At 68.4% G+C, this 25,745-nt stretch carries 24 protein-coding genes and 1 pseudogene; 10 read left to right on the forward strand and 15 right to left on the reverse strand.

The window, feature by feature from the left end; all coding sequences use genetic code 11:
* Positions 1-69: 69 nt before the first annotated feature.
* From ABUW04_RS06950 to ABUW04_RS06975, 6 genes are all read right to left on the reverse strand, one after another.
* A complete protein-coding gene (locus ABUW04_RS06950; protein WP_380563588.1) occupies positions 70-1,380 on the reverse strand; it encodes a CpaF family protein in 1,311 nt (436 codons plus the stop codon).
* Positions 1,377-2,204: a hypothetical protein gene (locus tag ABUW04_RS06955; protein ID WP_380563589.1), complete on the reverse strand. Its 828-nt coding sequence runs from the start codon at positions 2,202-2,204 to the stop codon at positions 1,377-1,379. The genes ABUW04_RS06950 and ABUW04_RS06955 overlap by 4 nt, the downstream gene beginning before the upstream one ends.
* A gap of 8 nt (positions 2,205-2,212) precedes the next feature.
* Positions 2,213-2,923 carry an SAF domain-containing protein gene (locus ABUW04_RS06960; RefSeq protein ID WP_380563590.1) on the reverse strand — a complete coding sequence of 237 codons (711 nt, stop codon included), beginning with the start codon at positions 2,921-2,923 and terminating at the stop codon, positions 2,213-2,215.
* Positions 2,924-2,999: 76 nt separating this feature from the next.
* A complete protein-coding gene (locus ABUW04_RS06965; RefSeq protein WP_380563591.1) occupies positions 3,000-3,650 on the reverse strand; it encodes a hypothetical protein in 651 nt (216 codons plus the stop codon).
* 221 nt (positions 3,651-3,871) lie between these two features.
* Entirely contained in the window at positions 3,872-4,249 is a 378-nt protein-coding gene (locus tag ABUW04_RS06970) for a hypothetical protein (RefSeq protein WP_380563592.1), read from the reverse strand.
* 536 nt (positions 4,250-4,785) lie between these two features.
* Complete coding sequence (locus tag ABUW04_RS06975) at positions 4,786-5,415, reverse strand: hypothetical protein (RefSeq protein ID WP_380563593.1); 630 nt, start codon at positions 5,413-5,415, stop codon at positions 4,786-4,788.
* Between the two features lie 295 nt (positions 5,416-5,710).
* Here ABUW04_RS06975 and ABUW04_RS06980 point away from each other — a divergent pair, with 295 nt between their 5' ends.
* A complete protein-coding gene (locus ABUW04_RS06980; RefSeq protein WP_380563594.1) occupies positions 5,711-6,181 on the forward strand; it encodes an ATP-binding protein in 471 nt (156 codons plus the stop codon).
* A gap of 374 nt (positions 6,182-6,555) precedes the next feature.
* On the opposite strand, the gene ABUW04_RS06985 is transcribed toward ABUW04_RS06980, so the two are convergent.
* On the reverse strand, positions 6,556-7,740 hold the full coding sequence (locus ABUW04_RS06985; protein WP_380563595.1) for an XRE family transcriptional regulator: 1,185 nt from the start codon (positions 7,738-7,740) through the stop codon (positions 6,556-6,558).
* Between the two features lie 50 nt (positions 7,741-7,790).
* Positions 7,791-9,434 carry a helix-turn-helix domain-containing protein gene (locus ABUW04_RS06990; RefSeq protein ID WP_380563596.1) on the reverse strand — a complete coding sequence of 548 codons (1,644 nt, stop codon included), beginning with the start codon at positions 9,432-9,434 and terminating at the stop codon, positions 7,791-7,793.
* A 415-nt stretch (positions 9,435-9,849) separates the two neighbouring features.
* On the opposite strand from ABUW04_RS06990, the gene ABUW04_RS06995 reads away from it, so the two are divergent.
* Both ABUW04_RS06995 and ABUW04_RS07000 read left to right on the forward strand, forming a co-directional pair.
* A complete protein-coding gene (locus tag ABUW04_RS06995; RefSeq protein ID WP_380563597.1) occupies positions 9,850-10,341 on the forward strand; it encodes an ATP-binding protein in 492 nt (163 codons plus the stop codon).
* A gap of 118 nt (positions 10,342-10,459) precedes the next feature.
* Positions 10,460-11,485 (forward strand): NAD-dependent epimerase/dehydratase family protein, encoded by a 1,026-nt coding sequence (locus ABUW04_RS07000; protein ID WP_380563598.1) that lies wholly within the window; start codon positions 10,460-10,462, stop codon positions 11,483-11,485.
* On the opposite strand, the gene ABUW04_RS07005 is transcribed toward ABUW04_RS07000, so the two are convergent.
* A complete protein-coding gene (locus ABUW04_RS07005; protein WP_380563910.1) occupies positions 11,482-12,312 on the reverse strand; it encodes a glycosyltransferase family 2 protein in 831 nt (276 codons plus the stop codon). The genes ABUW04_RS07000 and ABUW04_RS07005 overlap by 4 nt on opposite strands.
* 52 nt (positions 12,313-12,364) lie before the next feature.
* Here ABUW04_RS07005 and ABUW04_RS07010 point away from each other — a divergent pair, with 52 nt between their 5' ends.
* The 6 genes and pseudogenes from ABUW04_RS07010 (at position 12,365) to ABUW04_RS07035 (ending at position 17,494) form a co-directional block, all read left to right on the forward strand.
* On the forward strand, positions 12,365-13,102 hold the full coding sequence (locus ABUW04_RS07010; protein ID WP_380563599.1) for a hypothetical protein: 738 nt from the start codon (positions 12,365-12,367) through the stop codon (positions 13,100-13,102).
* Between the two features lie 11 nt (positions 13,103-13,113).
* Positions 13,114-14,463, forward strand: coding sequence for a hypothetical protein (locus ABUW04_RS07015; RefSeq protein WP_380563600.1), 1,350 nt, complete (start codon positions 13,114-13,116; stop codon positions 14,461-14,463).
* A 13-nt stretch (positions 14,464-14,476) separates the two neighbouring features.
* Positions 14,477-15,538 (forward strand): NAD-dependent epimerase/dehydratase family protein, encoded by a 1,062-nt coding sequence (locus ABUW04_RS07020; RefSeq protein ID WP_380563601.1) that lies wholly within the window; start codon positions 14,477-14,479, stop codon positions 15,536-15,538.
* A complete protein-coding gene (locus ABUW04_RS07025) occupies positions 15,535-16,734 on the forward strand; it encodes a DegT/DnrJ/EryC1/StrS family aminotransferase (protein ID WP_380563602.1) in 1,200 nt (399 codons plus the stop codon). The genes ABUW04_RS07020 and ABUW04_RS07025 overlap by 4 nt, the downstream gene beginning before the upstream one ends.
* Positions 16,735-16,771: 37 nt before the next feature.
* Positions 16,772-17,002 (forward strand): annotated as a pseudogene (locus tag ABUW04_RS07030) (ATP-binding protein); the annotation flags it as partial.
* Between the two features lie 54 nt (positions 17,003-17,056).
* A complete protein-coding gene (locus tag ABUW04_RS07035) occupies positions 17,057-17,494 on the forward strand; it encodes a GNAT family N-acetyltransferase (RefSeq protein WP_380563603.1) in 438 nt (145 codons plus the stop codon).
* A 331-nt stretch (positions 17,495-17,825) separates the two neighbouring features.
* On the opposite strand, the gene ABUW04_RS07040 is transcribed toward ABUW04_RS07035, so the two are convergent.
* Complete coding sequence (locus ABUW04_RS07040; RefSeq protein ID WP_380563604.1) at positions 17,826-18,017, reverse strand: AbrB/MazE/SpoVT family DNA-binding domain-containing protein; 192 nt, start codon at positions 18,015-18,017, stop codon at positions 17,826-17,828.
* A gap of 58 nt (positions 18,018-18,075) precedes the next feature.
* Here ABUW04_RS07040 and ABUW04_RS07045 point away from each other — a divergent pair, with 58 nt between their 5' ends.
* Positions 18,076-18,507, forward strand: coding sequence for a very short patch repair endonuclease (locus ABUW04_RS07045; RefSeq protein ID WP_380563605.1), 432 nt, complete (start codon positions 18,076-18,078; stop codon positions 18,505-18,507).
* An 82-nt stretch (positions 18,508-18,589) separates the two neighbouring features.
* Here the strand turns inward: ABUW04_RS07045 and ABUW04_RS07050 are convergent, their stop codons facing one another.
* The 5 genes from ABUW04_RS07050 to ABUW04_RS07070 are packed head-to-tail and all read right to left on the reverse strand — an operon-like array spanning position 18,590 to position 25,683.
* Complete coding sequence (locus ABUW04_RS07050; RefSeq protein WP_380563606.1) at positions 18,590-19,360, reverse strand: DUF6339 family protein; 771 nt, start codon at positions 19,358-19,360, stop codon at positions 18,590-18,592.
* Positions 19,357-20,265 (reverse strand): hypothetical protein, encoded by a 909-nt coding sequence (locus tag ABUW04_RS07055; protein ID WP_380563607.1) that lies wholly within the window; start codon positions 20,263-20,265, stop codon positions 19,357-19,359. The genes ABUW04_RS07050 and ABUW04_RS07055 overlap by 4 nt, the downstream gene beginning before the upstream one ends.
* Positions 20,262-22,094, reverse strand: a complete 1,833-nt coding sequence (locus tag ABUW04_RS07060) for a hypothetical protein (protein WP_380563608.1) — start codon at positions 22,092-22,094, stop codon at positions 20,262-20,264. The genes ABUW04_RS07055 and ABUW04_RS07060 overlap by 4 nt, the downstream gene beginning before the upstream one ends.
* Positions 22,091-23,110 carry a PD-(D/E)XK motif protein gene (locus tag ABUW04_RS07065; RefSeq protein ID WP_380563609.1) on the reverse strand — a complete coding sequence of 340 codons (1,020 nt, stop codon included), beginning with the start codon at positions 23,108-23,110 and terminating at the stop codon, positions 22,091-22,093. The genes ABUW04_RS07060 and ABUW04_RS07065 overlap by 4 nt, the downstream gene beginning before the upstream one ends.
* Positions 23,107-25,683, reverse strand: coding sequence for a Z1 domain-containing protein (locus ABUW04_RS07070; RefSeq protein WP_380563610.1), 2,577 nt, complete (start codon positions 25,681-25,683; stop codon positions 23,107-23,109). The genes ABUW04_RS07065 and ABUW04_RS07070 overlap by 4 nt, the downstream gene beginning before the upstream one ends.
* Positions 25,684-25,745: the final 62 nt, after the last annotated feature.

Genomic DNA, 25,745 nt, shown 5'->3' on the forward strand with positions numbered 1-25,745 from the left:
GTGTGACCAGTCATGGGTACGCTACCTCCAACGAGAGACATAGGGGGATGGACGAGTACAGGGCCCTGGTCAGGGCCGGGTGGTGACCTCGTCGAAGTCCAGGTGGGTCTGCGGGCGCAGCGGGGCGCCGCGGACCGCACGCCGGTCGGGTCCGGGCCGGAAGACCTCGTTGGAGACGACCTGGTGGCCGTCGTGCCCGACGATCTCGCGCACCGAGGTGACGCAGCGCCGGTGGGAGGTGTCGTGGCCCAGCTGGACCACGAAGTGCACCGAGCACGCCGTCATCAGACTGGTGGCCTGCATCGACAGCCCCGCCGGGGGCAGGGCGGCGTAGCTGGCCAGGCGGGCGAAGGCGATGTGGGAGTCGGAGGCGTGGATGGAGCACAGGGAGCCGTCGTTGCCCTGGGACATGGCGGCGAACATCTGCACGACCTCCGGGCCGCGGATCTCGCCGACGATCACCCGGTCCGGCGACATCCGCAGGGCCAGGCGCAGCAGGTCGCTCTGGTCGATCGCCCCGGCGTTCTCGATGTTCGCCGGGCGGGTCTGCATGGCCACCACGTTGTGGTGGATGCCGTCGCTGTCCAGGTTCAGCTCGCGCACGTCCTCGACGGTCACCAGCTTCTCCCAGGGCGGGATCACCTTGCCCATAGCGCGCAGCAACGTGGTCTTCCCGTTCGCGGGGCCGCCCGCGATCAGGACGTTGCGCCTGGCCAGGACGCAGCAGCGCAGGAACTCCTGCATCTCGGCGTCGAACATCCCGCCCTCGCGCAGCTCGTCCAGGGTGGCGTTCATCATCCGGTGCTTGCGGATCGTCAGGCTCACCGCCCGGGTGACCTCCATGACCGCGCACATCCGCGAGCCGTCGGGTAGTTGTAGGTCCAGCATCGGCACCGCCCGGTCGAACCGCCGCTCCTCGGCCCCGGAACGCGACGCCAGCTGCCGCACCATCTCCACCAACTCCCGCTCCGAGGAGGCGATGGGCGGGCCGTGTTCGCAGTGCCCGTCGGCGTAGCGGAGCACGACCTTGTCGAAGCCGTTGACGTGGATGTCCTCGATTCCCGGATCCTCCAGGAGGTCCTGGAGGGGCCCCATGCCGAACAGCGCGTCCAGCACCGTCTTGCGCACCCGGCCCAGCGCCTGCGTCTCCAGAGCCGGTTCGCCCGCACGCAGCCGCCCGGTGTTGTAGAAGCGCGCCTCATCCTCCAGCAACCGGGCCCCGGCCTCGCGGCGCTGCTCGAAGGACCATGGCTTCCCTCCGGCGCTGCCGCTGTTCTGCGCGTCCAGGGCCACCAGCTTCTCGGCGACCTTGCCGCGCCACAGTTCCGCCAGCACCGCCTCCACCTGCCCCGGCTCCGATCCGGTTCGCTGGCCGATCACCGCGTCCCGCCCTGGGCCAGGTAAGTGCTGAGCGAAGGCCGCTGGCCGGAGGCCTCCGCCACCGACACGGCATCAGCGGGCCCGGCGTGGTGCACGGGGAGGTAGGGCCCGAGGAGGTTCGCCAGACGGGCGCTGTCCTCCAGCAGCGGGAACCGGGTCCGTCCGCGCCACCACGGTGTACGGGCCGGGCGTGCCCCGGCCAGCATCGCGGCCGCGGCCGGGTCGTGGGCCAGCTTGACGCACCCGGCCACCGGCAGCGCCTCGCGGACCTCCGCGTCGCTGAACGGGCACTGCCCCACCACCGCGACCACCACCGGCACCTCGCCCAGCCCGCGTACCCGCTCCACCAGCCGGGACAGGTGCGACAGCGCGGCGACACTGCCTCCCGAAACCAGTACCACCACATCCGCCGCCCGTAGCGGTTCGGGCGCGTAGCCGAGCTCCAGATCCGCCCGGCCCAAATCCACGATCCAGGGCGCCAGGCCAGGAGCGGCATTCTTCCAGCACGGAGCCAGTGCCGCCAGCGCCGCCCTGGCCGAACTGTGCCCCTGGGGGCCAACCACCGCCGGCACCCCGCCGGGCAGTACCTGGCTGTGGGTGCTGACAAGTTGAGCCGTCAGCTCCCGCGCATGCAGGGACCCGGCCAGCGAGACCAGGCCGGGCTCGTCCGACAACCGGAACCGGGCCGTCAGGTCACCGCCGCTCGCATCCGCCTCCCACACCACGGGCCGCACCGACCCCGGCCACGCCGCCGCGAGCGCCAGCGCACTGGTACTCACCCCGGGTGCGCCCTTGGCCGCGCCCATCACGATCATCCCGCTCATCGCGGCCCTCACCTCCCGCTCGGCTGCGCGGGCAGCAGCACCAGCGCCGGAGTGTCGAACCCCGCGACCTGCGCGGCACTGTCCTGCGGACACAGCAGCGTCACCACAACGGCCCCTGCCCCGTCCGCACTGTCCGAGGCAGGCCGGACATCAACCACCGTCGCCTGCACCGCGCCGCCACCCGACTTCGCCGCAGCAGCAGAGCTCGACGAGCCGGTGTCCTGGACCGATACGGCATCCCCGGCCGCCAGCGACGGCGGGAAATGGCCCTCCTTGGCCAGCACCGACACCTGCGCCTGCCCGAGCGGAAGCGCTGCACCGCCCACTTGCACGGGAGCCAGCAGCGTCCCGTCGGCCAGCGACGCCGTCACCGGGCGCCCCACCACCTGGCCCCGCTCACTCGCCGGAAGCGTCGCCACGCCGCTGTCCGCGGGCAGCTCCACGACCTTCACATCGCCCTCGCCCAGGATCTGGCCCAGGACCACCGGCCGGGCCAGGGCCAGCACCTGCACCCGGTCCCCGGCATGGACCCAGGCGATCGCGAACACCCCTGCACTGACCGCCGCCACACCCACCCCGGCCGCCAGCCGCACCAGCGAACGCCGCTGTGCCGAGGAGACGGTACGGAAGGCCGCAGCCCGCAGCCGACCCTCGGCGGCGTCCAACGCCTGCGGATCACCGAGCGTCCGGGCCCGGGGAATCCTGGTCGAATTCAACACACGCAACTCCTTGCTCTGCCACGTAAGCGGCAGTGAGTACCTGCCGCCCGTTCCACCCGCACTCACGGGGTCGGGATCAGCGGTCGCCGTCGTGCACCACCAGCGCCTGGACCTCGCGGACCTGGACCCGCACCGAGCTCTGCGACGTCAGATCGGGGAACTCGCCCTGCCCAGGTGCTCCCTTCGCCTGCCAGGCCACCTGCCAGTGCATCGTCGCCTGCACCGTGAACGTCCCGCCCGGCTCCCCGGCGGAAGGCCGACGGTAGAGGTAGCCGCAGTCCGGCGAGGAGGCGGCCGGATCGGAGCGGGACGTGAACGGCGTCCCCGGACCCCGGCAGAGCACCGCCTGGCCACCCTCGCCCAGATCCCATGACACGCTCACCGGCGTCGCGGTCGCGGTCACCGTCACCCCGGGCACCGACACCGTCGCCGACTGCGGCACCCATCCGCCACCGTCCACCCACAACCACGTCGGCACACCGACGACCTGGAACGACGACGGACTCAACGCCGGCACCGGCTTCCGCAACGAGAGCTGGGCGTAGGCCTGCTGCGCGACCAGCCGTGGATCCACCGCGACCGCGGTCGGACCAGCCGTACCCGCCGGAGCGAACAGCGGACGCAGTGGAGGATCGGCCATCCCCTGATCCACGCCCCGCCCGCAGTCCACCATGTAGAGGTAGCCCTTGGTGCCGTCGGCAGCCGTCACCAGACCAGTGGTCGGCACGTCCGAACACCTCGCGATGCCGCCCCCTCCTGCCGACACGGGAGCCGGACCGGTGTTGGGAAGCCCGCCCTGGACGGTTGAGTTGCCGGCGGACAGTCCGCAAGTCGAACCGGTACAGCTGGTACTGCCATGGGGAAGCTGGTCGCCGGCCTGTGCGCTCCCGACAGGGCTCAGCAATGCCGCCAGGGCCAGAGAAGCGGCAGAGCCGAGCCGACACGTTCTCAGCACGAACCGGCCTTTCCGTAGATCTGCTGGGTGACCATCCAGCTCTGTGTAACGGAAACGAAGGTCACGGCTGCCTCGCTCCGATGCCGTCCACCAGGCACGTCGTCGACCGGCTTGCCCGAGGCGGCGTGGACCTGCAGCCAGTGGGTGGCATCGACGCAGTCGGCGATCTCCACCCGGTTCGGCTTGACCGCAGGTGTCACCGACACCACCTCGGGGCTCCAGATGGGCCGTCCTGCGGAGACGACGCCGTCCCGCTTCGAGTCGGCGAACTGCTGTGCCCAGTCCGTCAGCGGCTGATAGAGCATGTGCTGCATCAGCCGGGGGTCCTTGAAGTCCGAGATCGCAGCCACCGCGATCAGGTCGTCCCACATGCCGTTGTACGCGGTCAGCGCCGCCGTCGCCGCCGACCTCTGCGCGGCCGTCCCGCTCGCCGACGCCCAGGGGGAGGGAAGGACACTACTTGGCGAAGCGCTCGCCTGCTTCGACGACGTCGGGGCCCCTGGCGTCGGACTGGCCGTAGCGGCGTCCCCGCTCGCGGCGGGCTGGCCTGGCGCACTACAGCCTGCAACGACCGTGACTGAGAGGACCATTGCCCCTGCGGCAACCTGCAACTGACGCCAGCATCGTCCGTACACCACGTCTCGCCTCCCCGATTCCCTCCGCATCCATTCGGATACGGAGCGTTCTCACGTCAGAATAGAAGTAGACCCAAACTCGTCCCGGTTTCCTCGTGTTTGGGCCGCTCTCCACTCTTTCGTGCGTGCAGCGCTCGAAGCTAACGCGCTGATCAGCGACTCCATCGGGAAAGAAAGATCATTCATCGGGCTCACCCAATCGAGTCACTCCAATCCAGACTCCGGAGTTCTCACTCGAACGGTGTAGAGGTCCCTGCCTGGACGGCCCCGCCTCAGGTGCCCGAACCTCGCCAGAGCACCACCAGGGCTGATGCGGTGAGGAGATACGGACCGAACGCCAGCTCCGCCCCGCCTCTCAAGCGCTGTGAAACGACGGCCACGACCGCTGCCGAACCGAAAGAGCACCAGGCCGCCACCACGACTGCGGGCCAGCCGCTCCAGGCCAGTGCCGGTGCGAGCAGCCCAGCGCTCAACTTGACGTCGCCCCAGCCGAAGGCGCCCCCCGAGCCGGCGGCCAGGCAGCCGAGGAGAACCGCGGTCACTGCAGCGGCGACGAAGACTCGCACCAGGACCCCGGCCTCGTCCTGTACGACCGACGCGATGACCAGTACTGCGAACTCGGCCGGAACGGCCGACAGCACAAGACGGTTCGGCAAGCGCAGCAACTCCACGTCCAGCACCCCCAGTACCGGCCCCAGGACGCCGAGCAGCGGAACATAGACCAGCGCTGCCCACCAGCCGTCCACCCGCGAGAGCAGTAGTGCGCATAGAGCAGGAATGAGCAGCCCCAGCACCAAACGCCTGTGCTTCAGCGCAGTGAGCAGCGCCGCAGACCCCTGGCCGCTGGCCGGTACCCTCGCTGTCGGCGCAGCCTCCAGCGCGCCCCCGGATACCGAATCCATGTCCCCCTTGGCGCAGGTGAAATGCCTCGAAGTGCTCCTGGGAAGCCCGTTCCGCTTTCCCGCATCTCCACGGTTCGGTGGATCCACTGCCCACCACGGACCGGAGGACCGACGTGGTACTGATGCTGCTCTCCACCGCATTTCTCGCTCTTCTCCTGTGCACCCCTGCCGTTGATGCGGCGCTGCTCGCAGCCGACACTCGAGCACGGTTCGCCCCGGCACAGGGACGCCACCGGCGCCCGCCGCACCGTCCCCGGCACGCCGGCCCCCGCCGCAGGGCGGGGGTGGCACGTCGATGACCGACCGATCTCGGAAGGACCGCACCGGCCACCGAACCCTCTGCCGGTGGACCAGGACCACTCCGCACCCCACCGCCTACGCCCGCGAGCAGCTCCGCCCCGCCCTGCGCAACCTCGGCCTGGACGACGAGGCCATCGACGACACCGTCCTGGCGGCCAGCGAGATCATCGCCAACGCCACCGAACACGCCGAAGGACCCTACGAGTTGCGCCTGCGTACCAGTGGCGACTACCTGGTGCTCGAAGTGCACGACCGCAGTCATCATCTGCAGTCGCTCCCCGAGACCGGCAGCGTCCCGGCCCCGGACCCGGCACCCGGCCCGGCCGAGCGCCTGAACGCCCTCGTCGGCGAACTGGCCGAACGCGGGCGCCGCCTGGCGCTGGTCCACACCCTGGTCCAGGGACGGCTGACAGTACGTAGGACCCCCACGGGCAAATGCACGACGATATCCGTGCCCACCCCATAGCGCGCGCCTCGGCACAGTCCCCGCCCACGATCGCTAGTCGCGGGCGATGATCTCCGTGCACGCCTGACGCCTGCTGCCGGCGAACCCCACGCAGACCTTGACGTCGTCGTAGAGCTGCGTTCCGGTCTCGCCGAACGGTCATGAGCGCGCTGCCCAGGGCGGCGATGATCCGCTGAGAAGTGTTCACGAGCGGACCAACGCTGCGCAGAGTGGAATGGCTGCCACCGCTGCCCGGGGATGACCGAGACGGGTCAACCCTCGTACCTCCGTTCCCAACAGGAAGAATTCTGCCTGCTGGAGCTCAGAGGATGTTCCCGGGCAGGTCAGGGGTAGTGCGTGTCCTCCTGCACCCCGCCTGGAGACACGTGGCGTGCTCAGTCCAGCAGCGCTGCCCGGTGTTTCCATGCGAGGTGCAGGAGGGCCCCGCCGGCGGGTTGCATGGGTTCGTCGTGGGTGAGGCGCATGATGTGGTCGGCGCGGAAGGGGATGCCGGCGGCGCGGCCGGTGCCGTCCTCGCGTTCGACGCGGTGGCCTTCGTCGTTGGCGGTGACCAGTTGCCGGAACGTCTCGTCGAACAGGTCGGCGTCGAAGACGGCGACGGTGAGCAGGTCGGTGACGAAGGTGAGCGGGTCCATGCCCAGGCCGAGCCAGTAGACGCGAAGCGTTCCCTGGTCGCGGGCGCGCAGCAGGGTCTTGTTGAAGTCCCAGGCGTCGTAGTCGATCGGGTGCTGGTTGCTGCCGTAGTCCTCGGTGCTGCCGAGGAGTTCTTCGCTCAGCTCGCGGACGATCGAGCGCCACAGGTCGAAGTCGTTGGCCTCGTTCCAGGGGGCGTCGTGGGAGGGCTGGAACATGCCGACGGGCATGACCTGGTAGAGGTTGCCGCCGCTGGCGACTTTGGCGGGGTCGCGCCAGTGCAGGACGAACTCGGCGTCCCCGGTGCGGCGGTCGTGGCGGATGGCCAGGGTGCTGATGGCGGCCATGACCGGGCGTCGCTGAAGGTCCGTGGGGTCGCCGACCGCAGCGCGGAACGGGGTGTCGCGAGTGGCCTGCCTGTCGTCGAGTGCTGCGTGGGCGGCGGCGAACTCGTGGGCGGCGGCTTCGCAGATGTCGATGACGTCGAAGTAGGTGCCGTGCCCGAAGGAGAGGGCAGGGGCGTCGGCGTGGGTGGCGACGTTGAGCAGGCGGTAGCAGCTGCGGTTCTCGAACAGGCGGGGGCGGGCGAGGTCGCCGACGGCGTCGGAGTAGCGGCGGTAGGCGGTGCCGTCGTCATGGCGTGGTCGCACGGCATCCAGTTCGGGGGCGTCGCCGTCGACGGCCGTGCTCGGTGCGGTCGGTGACCAGTGGAGGCTCACGGCATCCAACGGCACAGGCTGATCCGGTACCCAGCGGGACCGGGCGAGCAGGCGGGTCCCGGGGATGAACTGGGCGGGGGCGAAGTCCTTGACGGCGAGGGAGGTGAGCTCGTGGCGGTTGGCGTTGAGGTGGGTTCGGGTCCGTAGCCACCTGTCCCGGGTTGCTTCGGGGCTGCTCCCGGTCGAGGCTGACTGTGCTTCTCCCACGACGCTCCTTCCCTTGCGACCCGCTGCGACCGGGCCGCCTGGCGGCGAGCTTAGGGGTTCAGCAGCAGTGCGCGGTGTTTCCAGGCCAAGGCCAAGCATGCCGCTCCCGGCGGTGCCATGGGCTCGTTTCTGATGAATTGTGTGATGTTCTGTTCGATAAAGGGGATTCCGTGAGTGGTGAGTTGGCCATCCAGCTCGGTGACGGTGACGCCTTCCGCGTTCCGCGGTGCGATGTCACCGAACAGCTCGTCGAAGACGGCGTCGTCGATGACCAGCACGCTGGGGATGGTCACGGCAAGGGTGAGGGCATCGCAGGCCACGCCGAAGACGTAGGCGCGCACGGTGCCGTTGTCGCGGCCGCGCTGCAGTGCGCGGTACAAAGGCCAGCGGTCGTAGTCGAGGGGGCGGCTGGCGCTGCCATCGAACTCGGGTGCGCCGAGGAGTTCCTCGTTGAGCTCGCGGACGATGTTGCGCCACAGGTCGAAGTCGGCTCCGTCAGGTGGTCCGAGGATGCTGCTGGGTTGGAACTCGCCTGCCGGGATCGCGTCGTACAGGCCGCCGGCGGTGGCGACCTTGCCCGGGTCGCGCCAGTGGAGGAGGAACGTCGCCTCTCCGTTGTTCCGGCGCCGTAGCAGCAGGGTGGTGATGGCCGGGATCATCGGGCGGATGCGCAGGTCGAACGGGTCGCCCACCGCGCGTCGCAGGGGCAGCCGGCCCCACAGGGAGCGGCCGGTCGCGGTGCCGGAGGCGTCGGCCTGCGCGTATTCGTGGCCGATGGCCTCGCACAGGTCGAGCTTCTCGAAGTAGGTGGAGAGCGAGAAGGCCAGCTCGCCGCAGCCGTCGCCCCAGTGGACCCGGGTCAGACGGTAGCTGGGCCGGTTCTCGAACAGGGTGGGCGAGTCGAGGTAGCGCACTGCCTGGGTGTAGCGGTCGAAGCGCTGGCCGGGAAGGCGAAGCGGGCGACTGGCCTGTCCCTCGGGCGCGGCGCCGTCCAGGATCGGCTCCACCGGCTCCCGGTCCCAGCGCAGCACCACCTTCTCCAGCGCAACCGGCTGCGCGGGCAGCCAGGTCGCCGGGGCCAGCAGGGAGGTCGTCTCGACGCGCGAGCCCGTGCCGTACAAGTCGGCGGCGCTGGCGGCAAGTTCGGCGCGGTTGGCGTTCAGATGGCGGCGGACCGCGCGCCATGCCTGCTGGCTGCCCTGCACCTCCACGTCGCGGGGGTCGTCATCGTGCGGCGACGGTCGCGCCCCGTGCGCGCCGGATGTGCTCGGCGAGTGCGGCTCCGGGAGCTGGAACCACAGCAAGTCGGAGGGCATCCGCAGGGTGCGCGCGATGTGGATCAGCGCGTCGAGCTTCTGCGGCGGCGCACCGGCCTCGATCCGGCTGACCTGAGCCTGGGTGAGACCGAGCCAATCACCCACCATGCTCTGGGGTACTCCTCGGCGGCCGTACTCCGGCACGTGGTGCGGGTGGTACCGGTAGGCGCGGATCACATGTCCCATGTGCCGCTCGCCGAAGGCCGCCCGAAGGTCGGACGCATCCCAGAATTCGCCGGGAACTGTGGCGGGGACGGGCCGTCCGGCTGCTGCCGCTGTGCGCAAGCAGGGCGAGCAGGACGAGGATTCGTGATCCGCTGCCAGATCCGCACCGCACCTGCGGCAGCGTCGTGCAGAGGCTTTCAGAGGCAGGGACACTGGCGCCTCCATGCCGAGGCTGCTGTCGAGGTGATCTGAAGCATAGTCAACTCACGGTTGGGCCGTGGGCGATCTATGCATTCCGTGTATGCCGGGAACGAAACCCGGCATGGAACGGTCCCCGCGCGGAGGCCATCGTCGAGGGTGCGAGCACGTCACACCTAGATCGGCCGTTCCCCGCCGCGGCGGTTCGATGCCCATTCCAGGCAGGAGTAGCCATGTACCCCCCTGTTTCCTTCCTCGGCCTCCTGCCGAGGCGCATGCCCGACGATCGGGCGCGTCGGCCGCACAGACGTCGCGAGTCCGGCCGCGGCCCCGCTCAGCCGACGAGCGCCGAGAGCCCCGAAGTGCAGGCCGCCGATATCGGACCGGCCAGGGACACCCCCACTGGCGAACCGGCGGGGGAGGGCCATCCGTGAACGGAGATACGTTCGATACGGCTTGGCCGCTCGTGCCCTTCGACGGAGCGGTGGGGGTCGCCCGTGCCCGGGTCGTGGCGACTCTGCAACTGTGGGGTTTCCACCTGGGTGCCGGACAGGACGACGTCGCGCTCTTGGTGTCCGAACTCGTCACGAACGCCTTGCTCCACGGGCGGGGCGAGATGATCACGATCGGCCTGTACGCCAGCCGCACCGAGCAGTCGGTGACCCTTGACGTGCTCGATGCGAGCGAAGACCTGCCGACCGTGGCGCTCTCAGGTTCGGAGGACGAGCACGGCCGCGGCATGTTCATCGTCGATGCCCTCACCCAGGGCCGCTGGACGACGCAGCGAACCGAGCACGGCAAGCGAGTCCTCGCCACGCTCCCTCTGCCGCCCGCACCGCATGACGAGCGCCACAGGCACGTCCTCGACTGCAGGATCCAGGCAGCCCGTCCACAGCCCTGCGTAGTGGAAGCCGCCTCCTGACCGGGGTGACCGGCCGACAGCTCCTTGAGGGAGCCGCCGGGTACCCTCCCGCCTGTTCCATCCGCCGGGCACAGCTGTCCGGCGGAACGGCACAACCCACATCATCAGGAGCCCTGCCATGTCCCTCGAATCGCTGTCGGGGAAGACCGTGCTGGTCACCGGCGCGGGTGGTCTGGTCGGCAGCCGGATCACAGCGCGCCTGCGGGAACTGGGGGCGCGTGCCGTCTCGGTGTGCAAGCTGGACGCCTACCCCCACGCGGTCTACCGCCGGCAGTTCGGCATCGATACAGCCGACCCGGACTTCGTGGTGGGCGACATCAGCAACCCCGGCGTGATGGAGCAGGCTATAGCGGGCTGCGACTTCGTGGTCCACGCCGCCGCGTTGGCCGACGTCGCCGCCTGCACGCGCCGCCCCATCGACGCCATCGGCGCCAACATCGTCGGCACCGAGCGTGTCCTGGAGGCCGCTGCAGCGACGTCCAGCGTGCAGCGGCTGGTGTTCGTGTCCTCGGCCGGCGTCTACGGCAACGGTTCAGGCGGGCGGGCCGTGCCCGGCCTGTTCGAGGAGGGCTCGGACATGCGGCCGGTGTCGGTGTACGGCAACACCAAGATGTGGGGCGAGCACCAGACGGCCGCCGTCCTGGGCGCCGCCGACACCTCGTACACCGTGGTGCGGTACTTCTCCGTCTACGGCGAGCCGCAGGTGGTCAAGCAGGACAGCCATTCCTGGGTGGTCGCCTGGTTCGCCATGCGCGCAGCCCTCGGGCTCCCGCTGCACCTGAACGGCGGCGGCCATCAGGTCCGCGACTTCGTCCACGTCGACGACATCGCCACCGGCACCCTCCAGGCCCTTGCAGCCCCTGGGGCCCACAACCAGACCGTGAACATTGGGACCGGGACCGGCACGTCGATCCGTCAGATCGCCGAACTGGTGCGCATCCGCTACCCGAACGCGCCGTTGGTGGAGACGCCGATGCCGGTGGGCGACCCGGACGGCGGCTACGCCGACACCCGGCACATGGAGGAGGTCCTGCGATGGCGGCCTGGCATCACCGTGGCGGAGGGAATCCGCCGCTACACCTGCTGGCTGGAGCGCACCCCCGAAGCGATCCCGGCATGGCTGCGCGACGTCCCCGCCGCCTAGACCACCGGCGGGCGCCCCAACCGGGCCAGGGTCCACACCGTTCGCCAGCGCATCGGCCGGCGCGGACCGCACGGCGTGCGCCAGCCCTCGGTGAAGCCCTTGAACCACGCTCTGAGCCCGGCCGCGTCACGGGTCCGGGCCACGATGAGCACCACCCACACGCCGAGGTAGACCGGCACCAGGACGGCGGGCAGGTTGCGCCGAGCGAGGTAGACGCGGTTGCGGGCGTTGACGCGGTAGAAGAACGCGTGCCGGGTCGGCGAGGTGCGCGGATGCTGCAGCAGCAGCTCCGGGGCATAGAGCACCTTCCAGCCCGCGTCCACCGCCCGCCAGGCCATGTCCGTCTCCTCATGCGCGAAGAAGAACGCGTCCGGCCAGTCGCCGACCTGGGCCAGCATCGGCTGGGCCAGGACGTGGGCGCCGCCGAGGAAGGTGGTCACGTAGCCGCCGCGCATCGGGTCGCCGGCCCGCAGCCGCGGGACGTGACGGCGCTGGGTGACGCCGGTCTCGTCCGCGATCCGGAAGCTCACGATGCCCAGGACCGGGTCGGCCGCGAACAGCTCACCGATCCGCGTGAACACCGTGTCCTGGGTCAGCAGGCCGTCGTCGTCCAGGTCCAGCACGAGGTCCACGTCCCGCAGGCGCTCCAGTGCGGCGTTACGGCCGCCGGTCACGCCCAGGTTCTCCGGCAGCTCCACCTTCTCCACCCACGGAGGCAGGTCCTCCAGCGAGCATCCGTTGCCCACCACCACGGTGCGGGCCGCCGGAGCGGTCTGGGAGGCGACCGACGCCAGCAACGCGGCCAGTTCCTTTGGCCGGGTGCCCATCGTCACGACCGCCACGCCCAGCTTCACGCGCACAACCTCATCAAGGAGTCCGATGTCCTCACAAGCGTCGCAGCCTAACGCCTCCCCGCAGGGCCGGGTCGCCAGCGCAGTCCTACCGGGCCGGCAGAGCATGGACCGGGACGCCCTCGGCTGGATCACCAGCCGTAGGCCGTTCTTCACCGCTCCCGTACCGAGGCGGGCGCGCGGGGTCACCGCGCTCATCCCTTCCGAGGCATGGTTCTGCGACGCCGCCCGGGCCGATTCCATCCACGGAGTCCGGCACAACGCCCGCGTCAGCCTGTTGGCTGCCCTCCTCGCCCAGGAGCACGGACTGGACGCCGGCTTCGCGACGGTGCTGAGCGTAGCCGGCGCCGTACACGACTGCCGTCGGCACGACGACCGGGGGGACCCCGGCCACGGGCAGCGCGCGGCCGACTGGTTCCAGCAGCACGCCGACCAGGTCTCCGCCGTCCTCGGCGTCGACATGGCTCCCCAGTGGCTGCAGCCGGCCGTGCTGGCCATCGCACTCCACGACATTCCCTATCCGGCCTTCACGCCCGACCAACGGCGTGCATACACCCATTGGCCGCACATGGTGGACCTGCTCAAAGCCGCCGACTGCCTGGACCGCTACCGCCTTCCCCGTACCAGCTGGTGGCCCGACCCCGCACGCCTGCGCGTCACCGTCCCCAGCTGGCTCCATCCCTTCGCATTCGACCTCATGGTCAGCAGCGAGCAAGCCCGACTCGACGGAGCCGACAACCGGACAGCCCTCAGCCGGGCGCATTGAGGAGGACCGTCTTGCCCACCGTCTGGGACGACGTGCACACCGACTACTCCGGCACCGGCGAGCGGGCGTCACCGGCAGGGCTTGCCGCCACCGAGGGCGACTGGCGCCGCCGCCTGGAACACGACACCCCCGGCGGCCGGCTCCTGCGCGGCAACTCGATGCTGGAGGCCCTGGCCGGCGGGCGCCCGATCCACCTGATGCACACGACCGCCGCCCTGGACTCCATCCGTGCCAGCGGACAGCTCTACCAGGCAGCCGGGTGCCTGGTCGGCTCGTTGTACTGCGCGCCGCTGTTTACCGAACCGGGCGGTCTGCGTCCGCACAACCTCGGCTCGTACCTGCTGCAGGCCAAGCAGGATCGGCGCACGCTGATCTTCGAGATCACCCCCGCCGATCCCACTCCCCTCAAGGGCCTGGACTACCTGCGCCTCGGCCGCGTCCACCTGCGCACCTACCTGAACCATCGCAGCTTCCTGACCGACCGCGAATGCGACGGGCTCCAGCAGTGCGCCACCGACCGCGTGCACGCCACGGCCGAGCTCCTGGACCTCCTGCTGGCGAACGCCTGCGGCACCCGTACCCCGGCGGACCGGTTCGTCGACCGCCTCGCGGACGCTGTCCCAGCCATCCCCTTCCTGGGCTACCTATACTTCGAGGTCCTCTCGGAGTACCTGATGCTCCACTCCACCAGCCGCCGGACCAAGAGGATGGCCGAGGCTGGAGAGCTGAACAACAGGCTCTACAAGTGCCTTGCCTTCGCCGCGGTCCCCACCATGGACCGCCTCTTCGACCTCGCGCTCTTCCACCCCGACCACACCACCCTCCTGAACCTCATCGGACGCATCGAACCGGGTCTGGCCGCCGGAGCCGCCGAGTTCACCCGCAACCGCCTCTCCCACCTGTTCGCCTGCATCGCGCTCGACGCGGACCAGGACGCGGAAGCCGTGTCCTTCCAGGGGCTGGACTTCGACGCCCTGACAGCCACCGCGCCCAGCCTGATGGGCCAAGTGGTCTTTCGCGACATGCGCACCAGCCCCCGCTACCCGCAGCTCTTCCCCGTCTTCGAGCAAGTCAAGGCTCTGGAAGCGTGCGCCTACTGGAACACCCAGGGAATCGCGACCCCCTTCAACGGCACCATCCCCAAGGGCGAGATCGGCATCAACCTCGCCTACCCCAGGGCCGGCCATCGCGTCTGGACAGCCGACCTCGGCACCGACGGCCTGCTTCACCCCGCCGAGGAGCTTGAGGTGACCCTCGTCCCCCGGCTCACCGACCTGCGCAGCACCGCCCTGGGCTTCGCGGCCTTCGCACGCCCTCCCGCCCCGCAAGACCCACTCGTCCTCTCTCGCCAGTGCGAATAAGAAGGAGCCCGGCATGCGCATCGTCCTGCTCGGCGGCGCCGGATACCTCGGCGCAGTCGCCAGCCACCACCTGGTCACCCTCGGCCACCACGTCACCGTGGTCGACGGACTCATCTACCTGCGCGACGACGACCCGCACCGACTGCTTCCTAGCGCCGTACGGTTCGTCCACGCTGACCTGCGCGACCTCGCCGCGCTCCTACGGGTGAGCGCCGGCGCGGATGCAGTCGTGCACCTGGGAGGCCTGGTGGGCGAACCGGCCTGCGCGGTCGACGAACGGCTCGCCGTCGAACTCAACTACGCCGCCCCCGTCCTGGCCGCCGAAGCCGCCGTCACAGCTGCCGTCCCGCACTACGCCTTCATCTCCTCATGCAGCGTCTACGGCAGCCACGAAGGGACGGTCGACGAGGACACCACCCCCAACCCTCTGGGGATCTACGCCCGGACCAAGGTCCTGGCAGAGCAGCGGATCGCCGCCGTGATGACCGCCGGCCAGAGCCTGACCGTGTTACGGCTGGCTACCGTCCATGGCCGCTCGCCGCGCCAGCGGTTGGACTCGGTCGTCAACCGCATGACCGCCCAGGCCGTCGCGACCGGTCGCATCCCGCTCAACGGTGGAGCGCAGCGCCGCCCACTGGTCCACGTCGGCGACGTGGCAGGCGTGCTCGCAGCCGTGCTCAGCACGCCCCAGGGCCACCGGACGTTCAATGTCGGGGCGGACCGGGAGAACTTCACCATCGCCGAGATCGCCCAGACGATCGAGGCCGCCGTGCCAGGAGCGCGGATCCATTGGGGGCCGGAGCGCGACGAAGCAGACGCACGGGACTACCGGACCAGTTTCTCCCGTCTGGCGGATGCCTTCCCCGACCTGTCCTGGACGCGGCTCGAGCACGGCGTCCGCGAGATCGCCGAGGCTGTGGCCGCCAAGGAGCTGGGCGACCCCGATTTGCCCGAGTACGACAACTACAAGGGGCTCATCGCCTCGCTCGGCCGCGGTCGCATCCAGGCACTGGGCTCACGGGACTGCCAGCGCCTCCACTCCGAGTACGCAACCGCCAGCTGGAGGGCCCGATGACCGATACCGACCCGCTGCCGTTCCTGCCGTGGAACCGGCCCTCCATCGGGGACGAGGAGATCGCCGAGGTCACCGATACGCTCCGCTCCGGCTGGCTCACGCACGGACCCAAGGCCGCGCGATTCGAGGAGGCCGTCCGCCAGGCCCTCGGGGTCGAGGACTCCTTCGCGGTCTCCTCCTGCACCGCCGCCCTGCACCTGGCCTTCCTCGCCACCGGCATCAAGGACGGCGACGAAGTGATCACGCCGAGCCTGACGTTCTGCGCCGCACCGAACGCACTGCTGCAGACCGGTGCCACCCCCGTCTTCGTCGACGTCGAACCGCTCACCTACAACATCGACCCGCACGCGGCCGAGGCCGCGATCACCGACCGCACCAAGGCCATCGTGGTCATGCACTACGGCGGACACCCCTGCGACCTGCGCGCCTTCCGCAAACTGGCCGACGACCGCGGACTCCTGCTGATCGAGGACGCGGCGCACGCCCTCCACGCCAGCCGCGACGGCCAGCGCGCCGGCAGCGTCGGCGACCTGGCCGCGTTCAGCTTCTACGCCAACAAGGCGATGACGACCGGGGAAGGCGGGATGCTGGTCGGCCGCGCCGACCTGGTCCACCGCGCCCGGCTCCTCGGCCGGCACGGCATCGACTCCTCCGTCTGGCAACGCCACGGCACCCGAAGCACCGCTGCCTACGACGTCACCGCCCCCGGCCTGAAGTACGTCATGTCCGACGTCACCGCAGCCATCGGCGTCCAGCAGTACCGGAAACTCCCTGTCTTCACCGAACGCCGCGCTGGGATCGCCGCCACCTACACCAGCGCCCTGTCCGGGCTGTCCGGCCTGGCTACACCTGTGATCCTGCCGACCGTGGAACCCGGCTGGTTCCTCTACTCGATCTTCATCGGCGACACCGCACCGTTCAGCCGAAACGAAGCCGCCGAACTCCTCCGCGCCCGCTACAGGATCGGCACCAGTCAACACTTCCGTCCCGTACACACACTCGGGCTCTACAGCCAGACCCAGGCACAACCGCTGCCGGTCACCGAAGCGGCTGCACGACAGCAACTCTCCCTCCCCTGCTACCCCGGCATGACCTCGTTGGAGACAGTGCGCGTGATCGACGCTCTTCACTCCATCTGGGACGAGGGAACCGAGGCCGGTCGCGTATCCCTACTGGAGGAGCACCACGCTCAATGACCACCGAACCGGGCACGGATCTCCGATGCGATGGAACCTGGACAAGAAGGGCGCCAAGCTGCTGTTCCAGATTTTCACCGAGCGGGAGGAGCGCAAGGCGACCGCGGTGGCCTCCAACGCGCCGTTCGGCGAGTGGGACAAGACCTTCACCGACCCCCGCCTCTGCGCGGCGATCGCCGACCGGCTCACCTTCCGTTTCACCCTGATCGAGACCGGCACCGAGTCCTACCGGCTCCAGGCCACCGAAGCCGAGCATGCGATCCACTGATCGTGAGCCCAGGTTCCTGCCTGCCCCCACCCCCGCTCGGTATGGTCTTGCCACATGAGCATTGACGTTGAGGTCGTTCGCGAGACGAATGACGAGTTGGTGGACGCCTTTGCCCGCCTGCTCCCGCAGTTGTCGACAACGGCCAAGCTGCTGGACCACGATGCGGTGGCCGAGGTGATGGCCTGCAACTCGAACATACTGCTGGTCGCCCGGCTCGACGGGGTGATCGTCGGCACGCTGACGTTGGTCGTGCTGCCTCTGCCGTCCGGCTTGCGGGCCCGCATCGAGGATGTGGTCGTCGATGTCGCCGCGCGCGGACACGGAGTCGGCGCGGCCCTGATCGATGAGGCTGTCCGCTTGGCGAAGGACGCCGGCGCTCGAACGGTCGACCTGACGACCCGCCCATCACGAGAGGCCGCGAATCGGCTCTACGAGCGGGCCGGGTTCCAGGCCAGAGATTCGAAGGTCTATCGGTTCACAGTCGCCGAATAACTGGCCGGCCATCTCCGAGACGCATCGTCTTCTCACGAAGGGGAGCCGGTTCCTCCCGAGCCAGGGTCTGTCAGGGGCCAACCCGGGGGGAACCGGGACAGCCAATCTATCGACCCACCCGTCACAGTCCCGGCGACAACACCCCCGGATTGAAACGTCGTGACGAAACATCACCCGATAGGGGTGGCTCCGAAACTCACTGCCGATCATGGACCATCGGCATCCCTACAGGCTCCACGAACGGAGCAACGTGGCTCTCGCTCTCGTTGCCCAAGTGGCTCTCATACACCCTGCCGAAAACAATCGCCGAGGATGTTGGGGCAACCTCCGGTCACGACAGGGTTCCGTGCTCGATCAGCGCCTGTAGGGCGTCCTCCTCGCGACGCAGCACGATCCGGCCGTCGCCATCGCTGTACGCCAGGACCCGGCTGCCTACGTCGAGGCCGGCCTCGGCCAGCAGGCCCATGGGGAGGGTGACCTGTCCGTCGCTCGCGATCGTCAATTCTGCTGGTTCACGGATCACGGGAGGGAGTATGACAGCCGCCGCGGATGCGCCATCCTTGTCTATCGTGGATGGACGCATGAGCAGATCTACCAAGACGTCCTGGGCCTCCAGCGCCGGTACGCGGACCAGCATGCAGGGCAACCGAGGCCGGGACACCAAACCCGAGCTCGCCCTACGACATGCCGCCCACGCCCTCGGCCTTCGGTATCGGGTGTCGACCCGACCGTTGCCGGCCCTGCGCCGCACTGCGGACATGGTGTTCACCCGCCAGAAGGTCGCCGTGTTCATGGACGGCTGCTTCTGGCACGGTTGCCCGGAGCACCACACCCTTGCGACCGCCCACTCCGACTATTGGCAGGAGAAGTTGCGCAAGAATCGCGAACGTGATCTGGACACCAACCAGAAGCTGACCGAGGCAGGGTGGTTGGTGATTCGTGTCTGGGAACACGAGGATCCAGTGGTGGCAGCACAGATGGTGGCGTCTGCGGTTCGCGAGCGTCGTAGCTGACCGACGTTCGTCACCGTCACCTTCGACGAGCGCGCTGGAGGCCCAGGCCTCCCCCAGGTCCCGGCAGACTATCCCGGCCTGTTCAACCAGCTCCCTCGGAATTCTGGAATGCCGCAGCCGACTCGCGAAGGGTCTGCCAGACCCGAGAGTCGACGGTCTCCTCTGCCATTCCGAGGAATGAAGTGAAGGCCATGAGGCGGCGGACCCGCTTGGGTGCGTCCCTGACGAGATATCGGCGGGGCACTCCAAGCCGATTGGACTCCGGGTGGCTCAGAGCCCGCGCGAGGGCTCGGGCAAGCGGGGGGTTCCCTCCGATGCTCCGGCGCTCGAAGATCTGGTTCAGTTCGTTCTCGGGCAGGCTGTTCGCCAACGTGTAGTCGGGCACGCCGTCGTGTACGACACGCAGGACGTGGGCTTGCCACCAAAGCCTTGCGAACGTGTGGCGCACGATCCCCGTGCCGATCCAGCGTTCGTCGTTGGCGAGTCCGAACCGCCAGAAGACGACGTCGGGCAGCAGTGAAACGGCCATGTACGTCCAGACGTCCGGCTCGGCCGCCTCGGCAGGGGCGATCTCCATCACCTCCCGGAGGAGCGCCCCCGTCGAACGGTCGAATCCGACATGACGGGCGTCCCCGACGGTGTCGGGATATCCATACATCTCCGCACAGGTCCGCACCTGCTTCGCGAGGTGGGCCAAGATCTGGGGACCGGCCGGTACGCCGCCCGTGGGCGCGACGGCGTCTGCGCGGTGCGTTCCGGCGTGGAACCGGATCTGTTCGAGGGTCAGCGAGCGGTAGCCGGTGATCAGTTCGCGCCCCTCTAGGGGCGAGAGTCGAGGGTAGAGGTAGGTCATTTCTCCAACTGCATCGTCCGGAGCAGCGCAGCCTGGAGGCGTGCTGCGAATCGTCCTGGATCGTGGTCTTTGAGGCTTCGGACCTCGTCGAGCGTGAGTCCTGGGAAGAGCAGGCCGACCTGGGACAGCAGGGCGGATCCCAGGCTGTCGGGATCATCCTCATACTCGGAGCGCGTGGTTGCCCAGTCCTGTTGCAGCGTACGTTCCACCAATTGCCTGGCAACGTCCATGTGTAGCCACTCGAGCAACCGCTTCTGCGTCGGGGTGGGACTCCCCGCTCGAACCGCCGCCTGGATCAGCTCGGTGTCGTTGCTGTTGAGGTAGAGCCGCATACCGCCCGCATACGGCGCTGCCGGGTCTGAATGAACGTCGAGCCACCACCTGGCCTTGGGGTCCAGCTCGCCGGCTGCGAAATCGATCACGCTGATGGGTAGCCGGCCCGAGTCGGATTGGAGCTGTACCTGCTGCCAGTCCTCGTAGAGGATCTCACCGGCCCGAGAGGCGATGAATGGCAGCCTCTGATCGGCGTCCTCCGCGAGGATCAGGCGCGTAGTCAATGTGAGACGTCCGCCTAGGTTCTCGCCCTTGAGCTTCGTGCTGAGCACGACGTCGCCGTCGCCGCCCACTGGAGCGCGGCAGGCCAGTCCAGACCATTGGCCTGAGGACGTGAACCACTCGACGACGATCAGAAGGCCGACATCACGTGAGAGACCGGATTGATCGCACATCAGGTCCAGATCGACGCTGACTTGACGTTCCAAGGCCAGGTCCATCTGGTAATCCCAGAACGGCAGGTGGTCGGGAAGGGGCGCCTTCTCGCCGTCTCGGAGCAGCACCCAGGTTCCAGCGGTGATCGCCTCCTCGGTGGGGACCAAGTAGGGCAGGACGTCCTTCGCACGTCTCACGTCTGCTCCCTCAAGGTGGTCACGTGCAGCCTCGTGACCACCCCTGTCACTGGTCGAACGAATACGGTCCATCGCCTGGGATCGTGGGGCTTGAGGCGTACGGAGTCGCCGAGCACCCTGTGTCCTTCGCCGCTCACCATCTCCAGGACTTCAGGAGAGTCGGACCCAAGGGGCGGATCGGATTCCTCTCCGCTTTCCAGTACCACTTGGGCTCTGACCTGGATCGGCAGGTCGGAGACGGAGGAATCCGCCTGGAGCACGGCCGTGATGACGGCCTCGCCGTCCCTCATGGTGAGCCGAGGGGCCTCCACGATGCGTACGTTCGGGCGACTCTGACGTCCTCCCGTCCCGGCGATGCCCTGGCCAGAGGGAGACTCCGCGCCGTTTCCGCCCACGGAGGGGACGAGTGTGGACAACCTGCTGGAGAGCGCGCCGAGGGGAGGCTGGGCGTCACCCGACGAGGGTTCGGTCTCCGCCTTCTCGACCAGATCCCGCAGACGCTCGTCGATCCGTTTGAAGGCATTGCGGATGTAGCTCTGGTATTCGGGGCTCGAGAGCTTCTCGACGATCCAGTCGTCGTGCGTCGGCGGCTCGGCGTCTGCGAACGCTTCGTCCACTTCCTCCAGAGTCCGGAAGACCGCGCCGTATTGGAGCGCCTCTTCCGGGTAGGACGGACCCGGGTGGTACCGCACTACCAGCCCGGCCTGCCTCATGAGGGCGCAATGGTGGGCGGCCCCGGAGAACGGGGCCGCCGAATCGGTCCACAGTGTCCGATCGGCCGACATATAGGTAGCAAGCCCGAAACGGCCGAGGGGGGTGCGTGGCCGCTTCCGTTCCAGGATCACAGCTCCAGGGACGTGGGCATCCCGGTAGGCATCGACGAACGGTCGCAGGCGTAGCACGGTGTGAGGGCTGGGGATCGCCAGTTCCTCGCCGTCGATCGACAATCCGCAGGTCATCTGTTCGGAGTCGGCATCGTCGGCTAGGAGGAGGGGCCAGAGGTTCCACAACATGGCGGAAGCCAGGTATTCACCGGCTTCGCGGACGGTGCGCCCTCGTGACGTCTCGGTGTCGCCTTCCTCGTGGTACACGTTTCCAAGACGGGCACCCACGATCACGATGTCGGTGCCCAGTTCGTTCGGTCCCCGCTGGGGGAAGCCCAGCTCTGTGGCCGCCTCTGTCGCTTCGGCGTCCGTGAGCGGGTCGGGATAGTCGTCGGCCGCGATCCGCCCCCACCAGTGACGACCGGTGTACCGGCGTCCGCCCAAGTCGAATCGCGGGCCGAGCGCGGCGCCGATCAGGCGGGTCTGCACACGTCCCTCCCACATGCAGCGGGTGCGGATCACGACCATGCCGATGCCGCTGGTGGTGTAGAGCACGCCTTTGCCGAAGCCGTACGTTCCGCCCCCGAAGCGCTTACTCTGCGGCTCGCCGATGTTCCTGACCAGGTCGACGAAGTCAGAGGACTCCTCTGAGGCCTGGTCTGCTCTGAGCGGACCACCGAGGCCGGTCGTGCCTCTGTCGCTGATGGTGAGGAGGACGAGATCGGGGGAGTCCAGGGCCTCGCCGAGATCGACGTCGACGAGGTGGTCGGAGCAGGGGCCCAAGTAGCGTTTCCACGCCTCCCGTCGCATAGGACCGGGGCGGTCCAGCGCGATCCGGAAGTCCACCGTCTCGGCCCCGCGCCTTGCGTCCCAGCTGTTCTGAGCGGCTTCGCGAACGAGCACGGTCAGCGGGTCGAGGCGCGGAGCACCGAGTTGCCTCTGGATGCCGACGGCGGCTGCAGATCCGTCTGGGGCGAACGGTTGGGCCCACCAGGTCGCCGTCACCCGAACACCCCTCGCTCGATGAACCTGTCCAGCTCTTCGGCCGGAATGCTGTCCGCGAGTCGGGACGAGAGGTCCAGGCTGTAGGTCAACCCGCTTATCTCAGGAGCCACCGGGACCGAAAGGGAGCCGGGGGTGAGTCTCGGGAAGTCCGGACCGACGGGGAGGACGGCGATCTGGGTCACATCGAAGCGTCGATCCTCGTATGCCTCGGCGTGGTCGTCGAAATATCCGGCTTTGGCGAGCTGCAAGGAGAGCCCCGTGCCGTCCTCGGCTCGTTCTCTGACTGCTCCGACGAGCTCCGGCAGGGTCTGACCCTCCTGCTCGGATGATTGGAGCCGCACCAGAACGAGGGTCAGTATGCCGGCTGGAGGCGGTTCCAGTTGCCCGAGCCCGTGGATCTGGATGGTGGCGCCCTGTGCTCCGAGCGACTTGACCTCCAGGGCGTCGTCTCCGATTCGGAAGTCATGCGAGGCGTGATCAGGACCTTTCCAAACCGTCCCCAGGCGGATGGCACCTCGGATGGCCAGAATGCGATCCAAGATCACCAGCTCTGCGAAAAGACCCCTCAGAGAGGTGTCCGAGAGGACATCGGAGCGGCCCTGGAACAGCTTCCGCCAGGCGTGCCAAACATGTAGACACGCCTGGACGGGTTCGGTCTGCGACGCGGTGATCCCCTCGAGCATGGCCGAGAGCAGGTCGTCGAAGACACCGAAGAGCTCGCCGCTTCCGCAGGAGACGTCGAGGAATGCAGTGCGCCGCCCTGCGATCTCCAGGGTCCGCCCGTCGATGCGGACGTGGGCCGATCGCTGGTCGGAATCCACCCGGACGCCGGCGCGCACCGGCACGAGCAGGTGACGCCCTCCGTAGCGATCGACCGCCATCAATGCGTTCCCGCTCGCCAGTCTCGGGCCGATCGGGCATGACGCCACCTCGCCCTCGTCTTTGCGTGCGCTCAGGATCGGCCAATTCGGGCGTAGCTCGTGATGCCACCCGGGCTGCTTCGATTGATTCTTCACAGGTCGTCATCCGCAGTGAGTGCGGCCTGCTGGTCCTCGTATTCCGACGGGTCGACGGCCTCGTTGCTCGTGTTCACCTCGACGTACCGGTTGGCCACCTTGTCCGCGGCGTTCCCGGGGAAGACCAGTGCAAGGCCCATGACGTGATCGTTCGCCTCGAGCGGGACGCGGGTGCGCTCGTTCGCCGCGTCCGGCTTCGAGGCCTTGTCGATCGGGTAGAGCAGGAGCAGTCCCCGCTCCCGCAGCTCACTGTCGCGTTCCCTCAGCTCCACCAGGGCGCTCTCGGACTGGGCTCGGGCCTCGGCGGCGGAGATGCGCAGATCCGCCACCCGGTGTTCCTTGCTCATCAGGGTCTTGATGTCGGCTTTGACACCACCGGTGCCACGTAGCTTCGAACGGTTGATGACTCCGACGCGCAGGGGTCCGAGCTCGACGGTGCTTTCCGCCACGTCCAGCGGACGACCCATGATCGCGACGTTCCACGTCAGCAGCGAACGCTGGTCCCTGTTGTTCTCCTTGAGGATGTAGCTGGCGACGAGCCGCGGATCCAGATCGGCCGAATCCTCATGGACGTGGTAGCGCTCGAGGAACTCGAGGACCAATTGGACGTCGACGTCCCTGAGGAGGATCTCCCCGTCACCCCGGTCCTCCTTCACGGCACCGGACGCGAGCGCGTGCTCGACCAGATCCTGCGCCGCCTCGGCGTTGTCCGACAGCCACTTCGAGTCGCACTCCCGGAAGTACCTCGTCTGCACGCGCCTACCGCCGTATGAGGCGTAGGCCGTCCTCGAGGCGCCCATCTTGCGCGTCACGTTCAGGACGGGGTGTGTCCTGATGCGAACGCCAACCTCCCTGGGGCTGAGGTCCTGCTCCTCGTATCGCTCGATGTCCAGACGGATCTCGTGCTCGACCGTCGCCAGGTGTCGGAACCACGATCGGAGCTGGTCCGTCATCCAGATCCGCGGCAGATCCTCGTAACCGGGTCTGAAACCGAACCACCTCCCCATCTGGAGAAGGGTGTCGTAGGTGGTGGCCGAGCGGACGAAGAAGCTCACGATGAGACCCTCGAGCGTCAGGCCTCGCGAGAGGGTGTTACCGCCGACCGCGATCGCGGTGATCGGCTCCGACGCGGAGTAGTCGAGCCTTTCTCTGCTCCTGTAGTTGTCGAGGACGATCCTCGTCCCACCGATCACGTCCCGAAGTTGCGGCGCGAGTTCGGCGAAGGGGATGTAGCGGTTGCCGAACTGGGCCGCGGGCACCTTGCGGGATTCGCCTTCCCACTGTTCCTGAAGGACCTTGAGAAGCTCGTCGTCCTGTGCGTCCAGCGCCGCGAGGGTGACGTCTCGGAGCGTCTCCAGCGGCTCGCGATAGGACTCGTGCACAGAAGTCTTCATGCTGGTGTGCACCAGCATCGTGGAGTGGTCTCGGTCGCCTCTACAGCGACGTGCGGCTGTGGCGAGCCAGAAATAACGGACGGCGTCGCGCAGTTCCGCGGTGATCGACGGCGTGAAGTGCTCGGCGGCCTTCCGTGAACCCGGACGCAGTAGATCGACGGTGTCGTCCGGAACGATCCGGACCATGTCGTTGCCGTCCAGATCCGTTCCCGACGCCTCTCCCTCGACGGCGTCCCGCCCGAAGATGCGCTCAGTGCCGAAGTACCCGTCCGGCCGCGGGAGATTGAGGATGAACGTCTCCGGATACAGGTCATCGGCCGCCGGGTCGATCAGGACGTTGGCGAAAGGCGTGGCCGTGTAGCCGAGATACGTGCACCGTTGGAAGAGCTTGAGCAGCTTGAGGATCTGCGGGTTGATCGTCTTGGTTGCGACGCTGGCCTGGTCGGCCTCGTCGTCGACGATCAAGACTGGGATGTTCGTGAAGACGCCCGCGTCGCTCGCCGGCTTCAGCCAGGCGTAGAGCTTCTTCAGCACGGCCTGGTTCTTCTTCACCACGCAAAGGACCGTCCCCCCGCTGTGCTGCTGGAGGTACGCGGTGGCCTTCACCGTCTGATTCTGGAAATCCTTCTCAGAGGACGTCAGGGGGAACCAGGCGTCCTCCCGCAAACCGAGAAGCTGTTCTTGGAGGCGCTCCTGAGTCTGCTGGCGCAATCCGTTGTGGATCCCGGACAGGACGATCACCAGCCGATACGCGACGTCCGCGGACTTCGCGATCACCGCGGTGAAGTTGGTCGTCTTCCCCGACTGGACGTGGCCGACGACGAGAGCCTTCGTCAGGAAGCTCTCCTGAGACGGGTCTTTGGTGAAGGCCACGATCTTGGACGAGGCCTCGTCCAAGAGCTCCACGCGATCCTTGGGCCAACCGCGTTCGGCCTTCAGGTAGTCGGAGAACGGCGGCCAGTAGCGGTCTTGGTCGAGTGGTCCCGGGTACCACGCCTTGTGGCCAGGGGCAGAGAGGATCTTGGGGGGGTAGCCGATCTGCACGCTGTTGACGCGGGCTTGGTACTCGGATCGGTATTCCTCTAGTTCGTCCGCCGGGATCCTGTTGAACATCTTGAGGGCGTTCTCGAGCCCGTGGCGCGCGGCGTACTCGGCGAAGACGGAGAAGAAGGCTTCCACAAGACCTGACTCTAGACGCCTGGACCGTCTGGAGCCGCGTGAACGAGAAGCGTGCCGGACGG

This window comes from Streptacidiphilus jeojiensis (genome assembly GCF_042510965.1).
Lineage (GTDB): Bacteria > Actinomycetota > Actinomycetes > Streptomycetales > Streptomycetaceae > Streptacidiphilus > Streptacidiphilus jeojiensis.

Coding starts and splice junctions, on each gene's coding strand:
- ABUW04_RS07035 (WP_380563603.1), top strand. CDS start 17,057: ATGAGCATTGACGTTGAGGTCGTTCGCGAGACGAATGACGAGTTGGTG.
- ABUW04_RS07005 (WP_380563910.1), bottom strand. CDS start 12,312: ATGGGCACCCGGCCAAAGGAACTGGCCGCGTTGCTGGCGTCGGTCGCC.
- ABUW04_RS06975 (WP_380563593.1), bottom strand. CDS start 5,415: ATGGATTCGGTATCCGGGGGCGCGCTGGAGGCTGCGCCGACAGCGAGG.
- ABUW04_RS07000 (WP_380563598.1), top strand. CDS start 10,460: ATGTCCCTCGAATCGCTGTCGGGGAAGACCGTGCTGGTCACCGGCGCG.
- ABUW04_RS07020 (WP_380563601.1), top strand. CDS start 14,477: ATGCGCATCGTCCTGCTCGGCGGCGCCGGATACCTCGGCGCAGTCGCC.
- ABUW04_RS07050 (WP_380563606.1), bottom strand. CDS start 19,360: ATGACCTACCTCTACCCTCGACTCTCGCCCCTAGAGGGGCGCGAACTG.
- ABUW04_RS07010 (WP_380563599.1), top strand. CDS start 12,365: ATGTCCTCACAAGCGTCGCAGCCTAACGCCTCCCCGCAGGGCCGGGTC.
- ABUW04_RS07025 (WP_380563602.1), top strand. CDS start 15,535: ATGACCGATACCGACCCGCTGCCGTTCCTGCCGTGGAACCGGCCCTCC.
- ABUW04_RS06980 (WP_380563594.1), top strand. CDS start 5,711: ATGACCGACCGATCTCGGAAGGACCGCACCGGCCACCGAACCCTCTGC.
- ABUW04_RS06970 (WP_380563592.1), bottom strand. CDS start 4,249: ATGTGGGACGACCTGATCGCGGTGGCTGCGATCTCGGACTTCAAGGAC.
- ABUW04_RS07045 (WP_380563605.1), top strand. CDS start 18,076: ATGAGCAGATCTACCAAGACGTCCTGGGCCTCCAGCGCCGGTACGCGG.
- ABUW04_RS06955 (WP_380563589.1), bottom strand. CDS start 2,204: ATGAGCGGGATGATCGTGATGGGCGCGGCCAAGGGCGCACCCGGGGTG.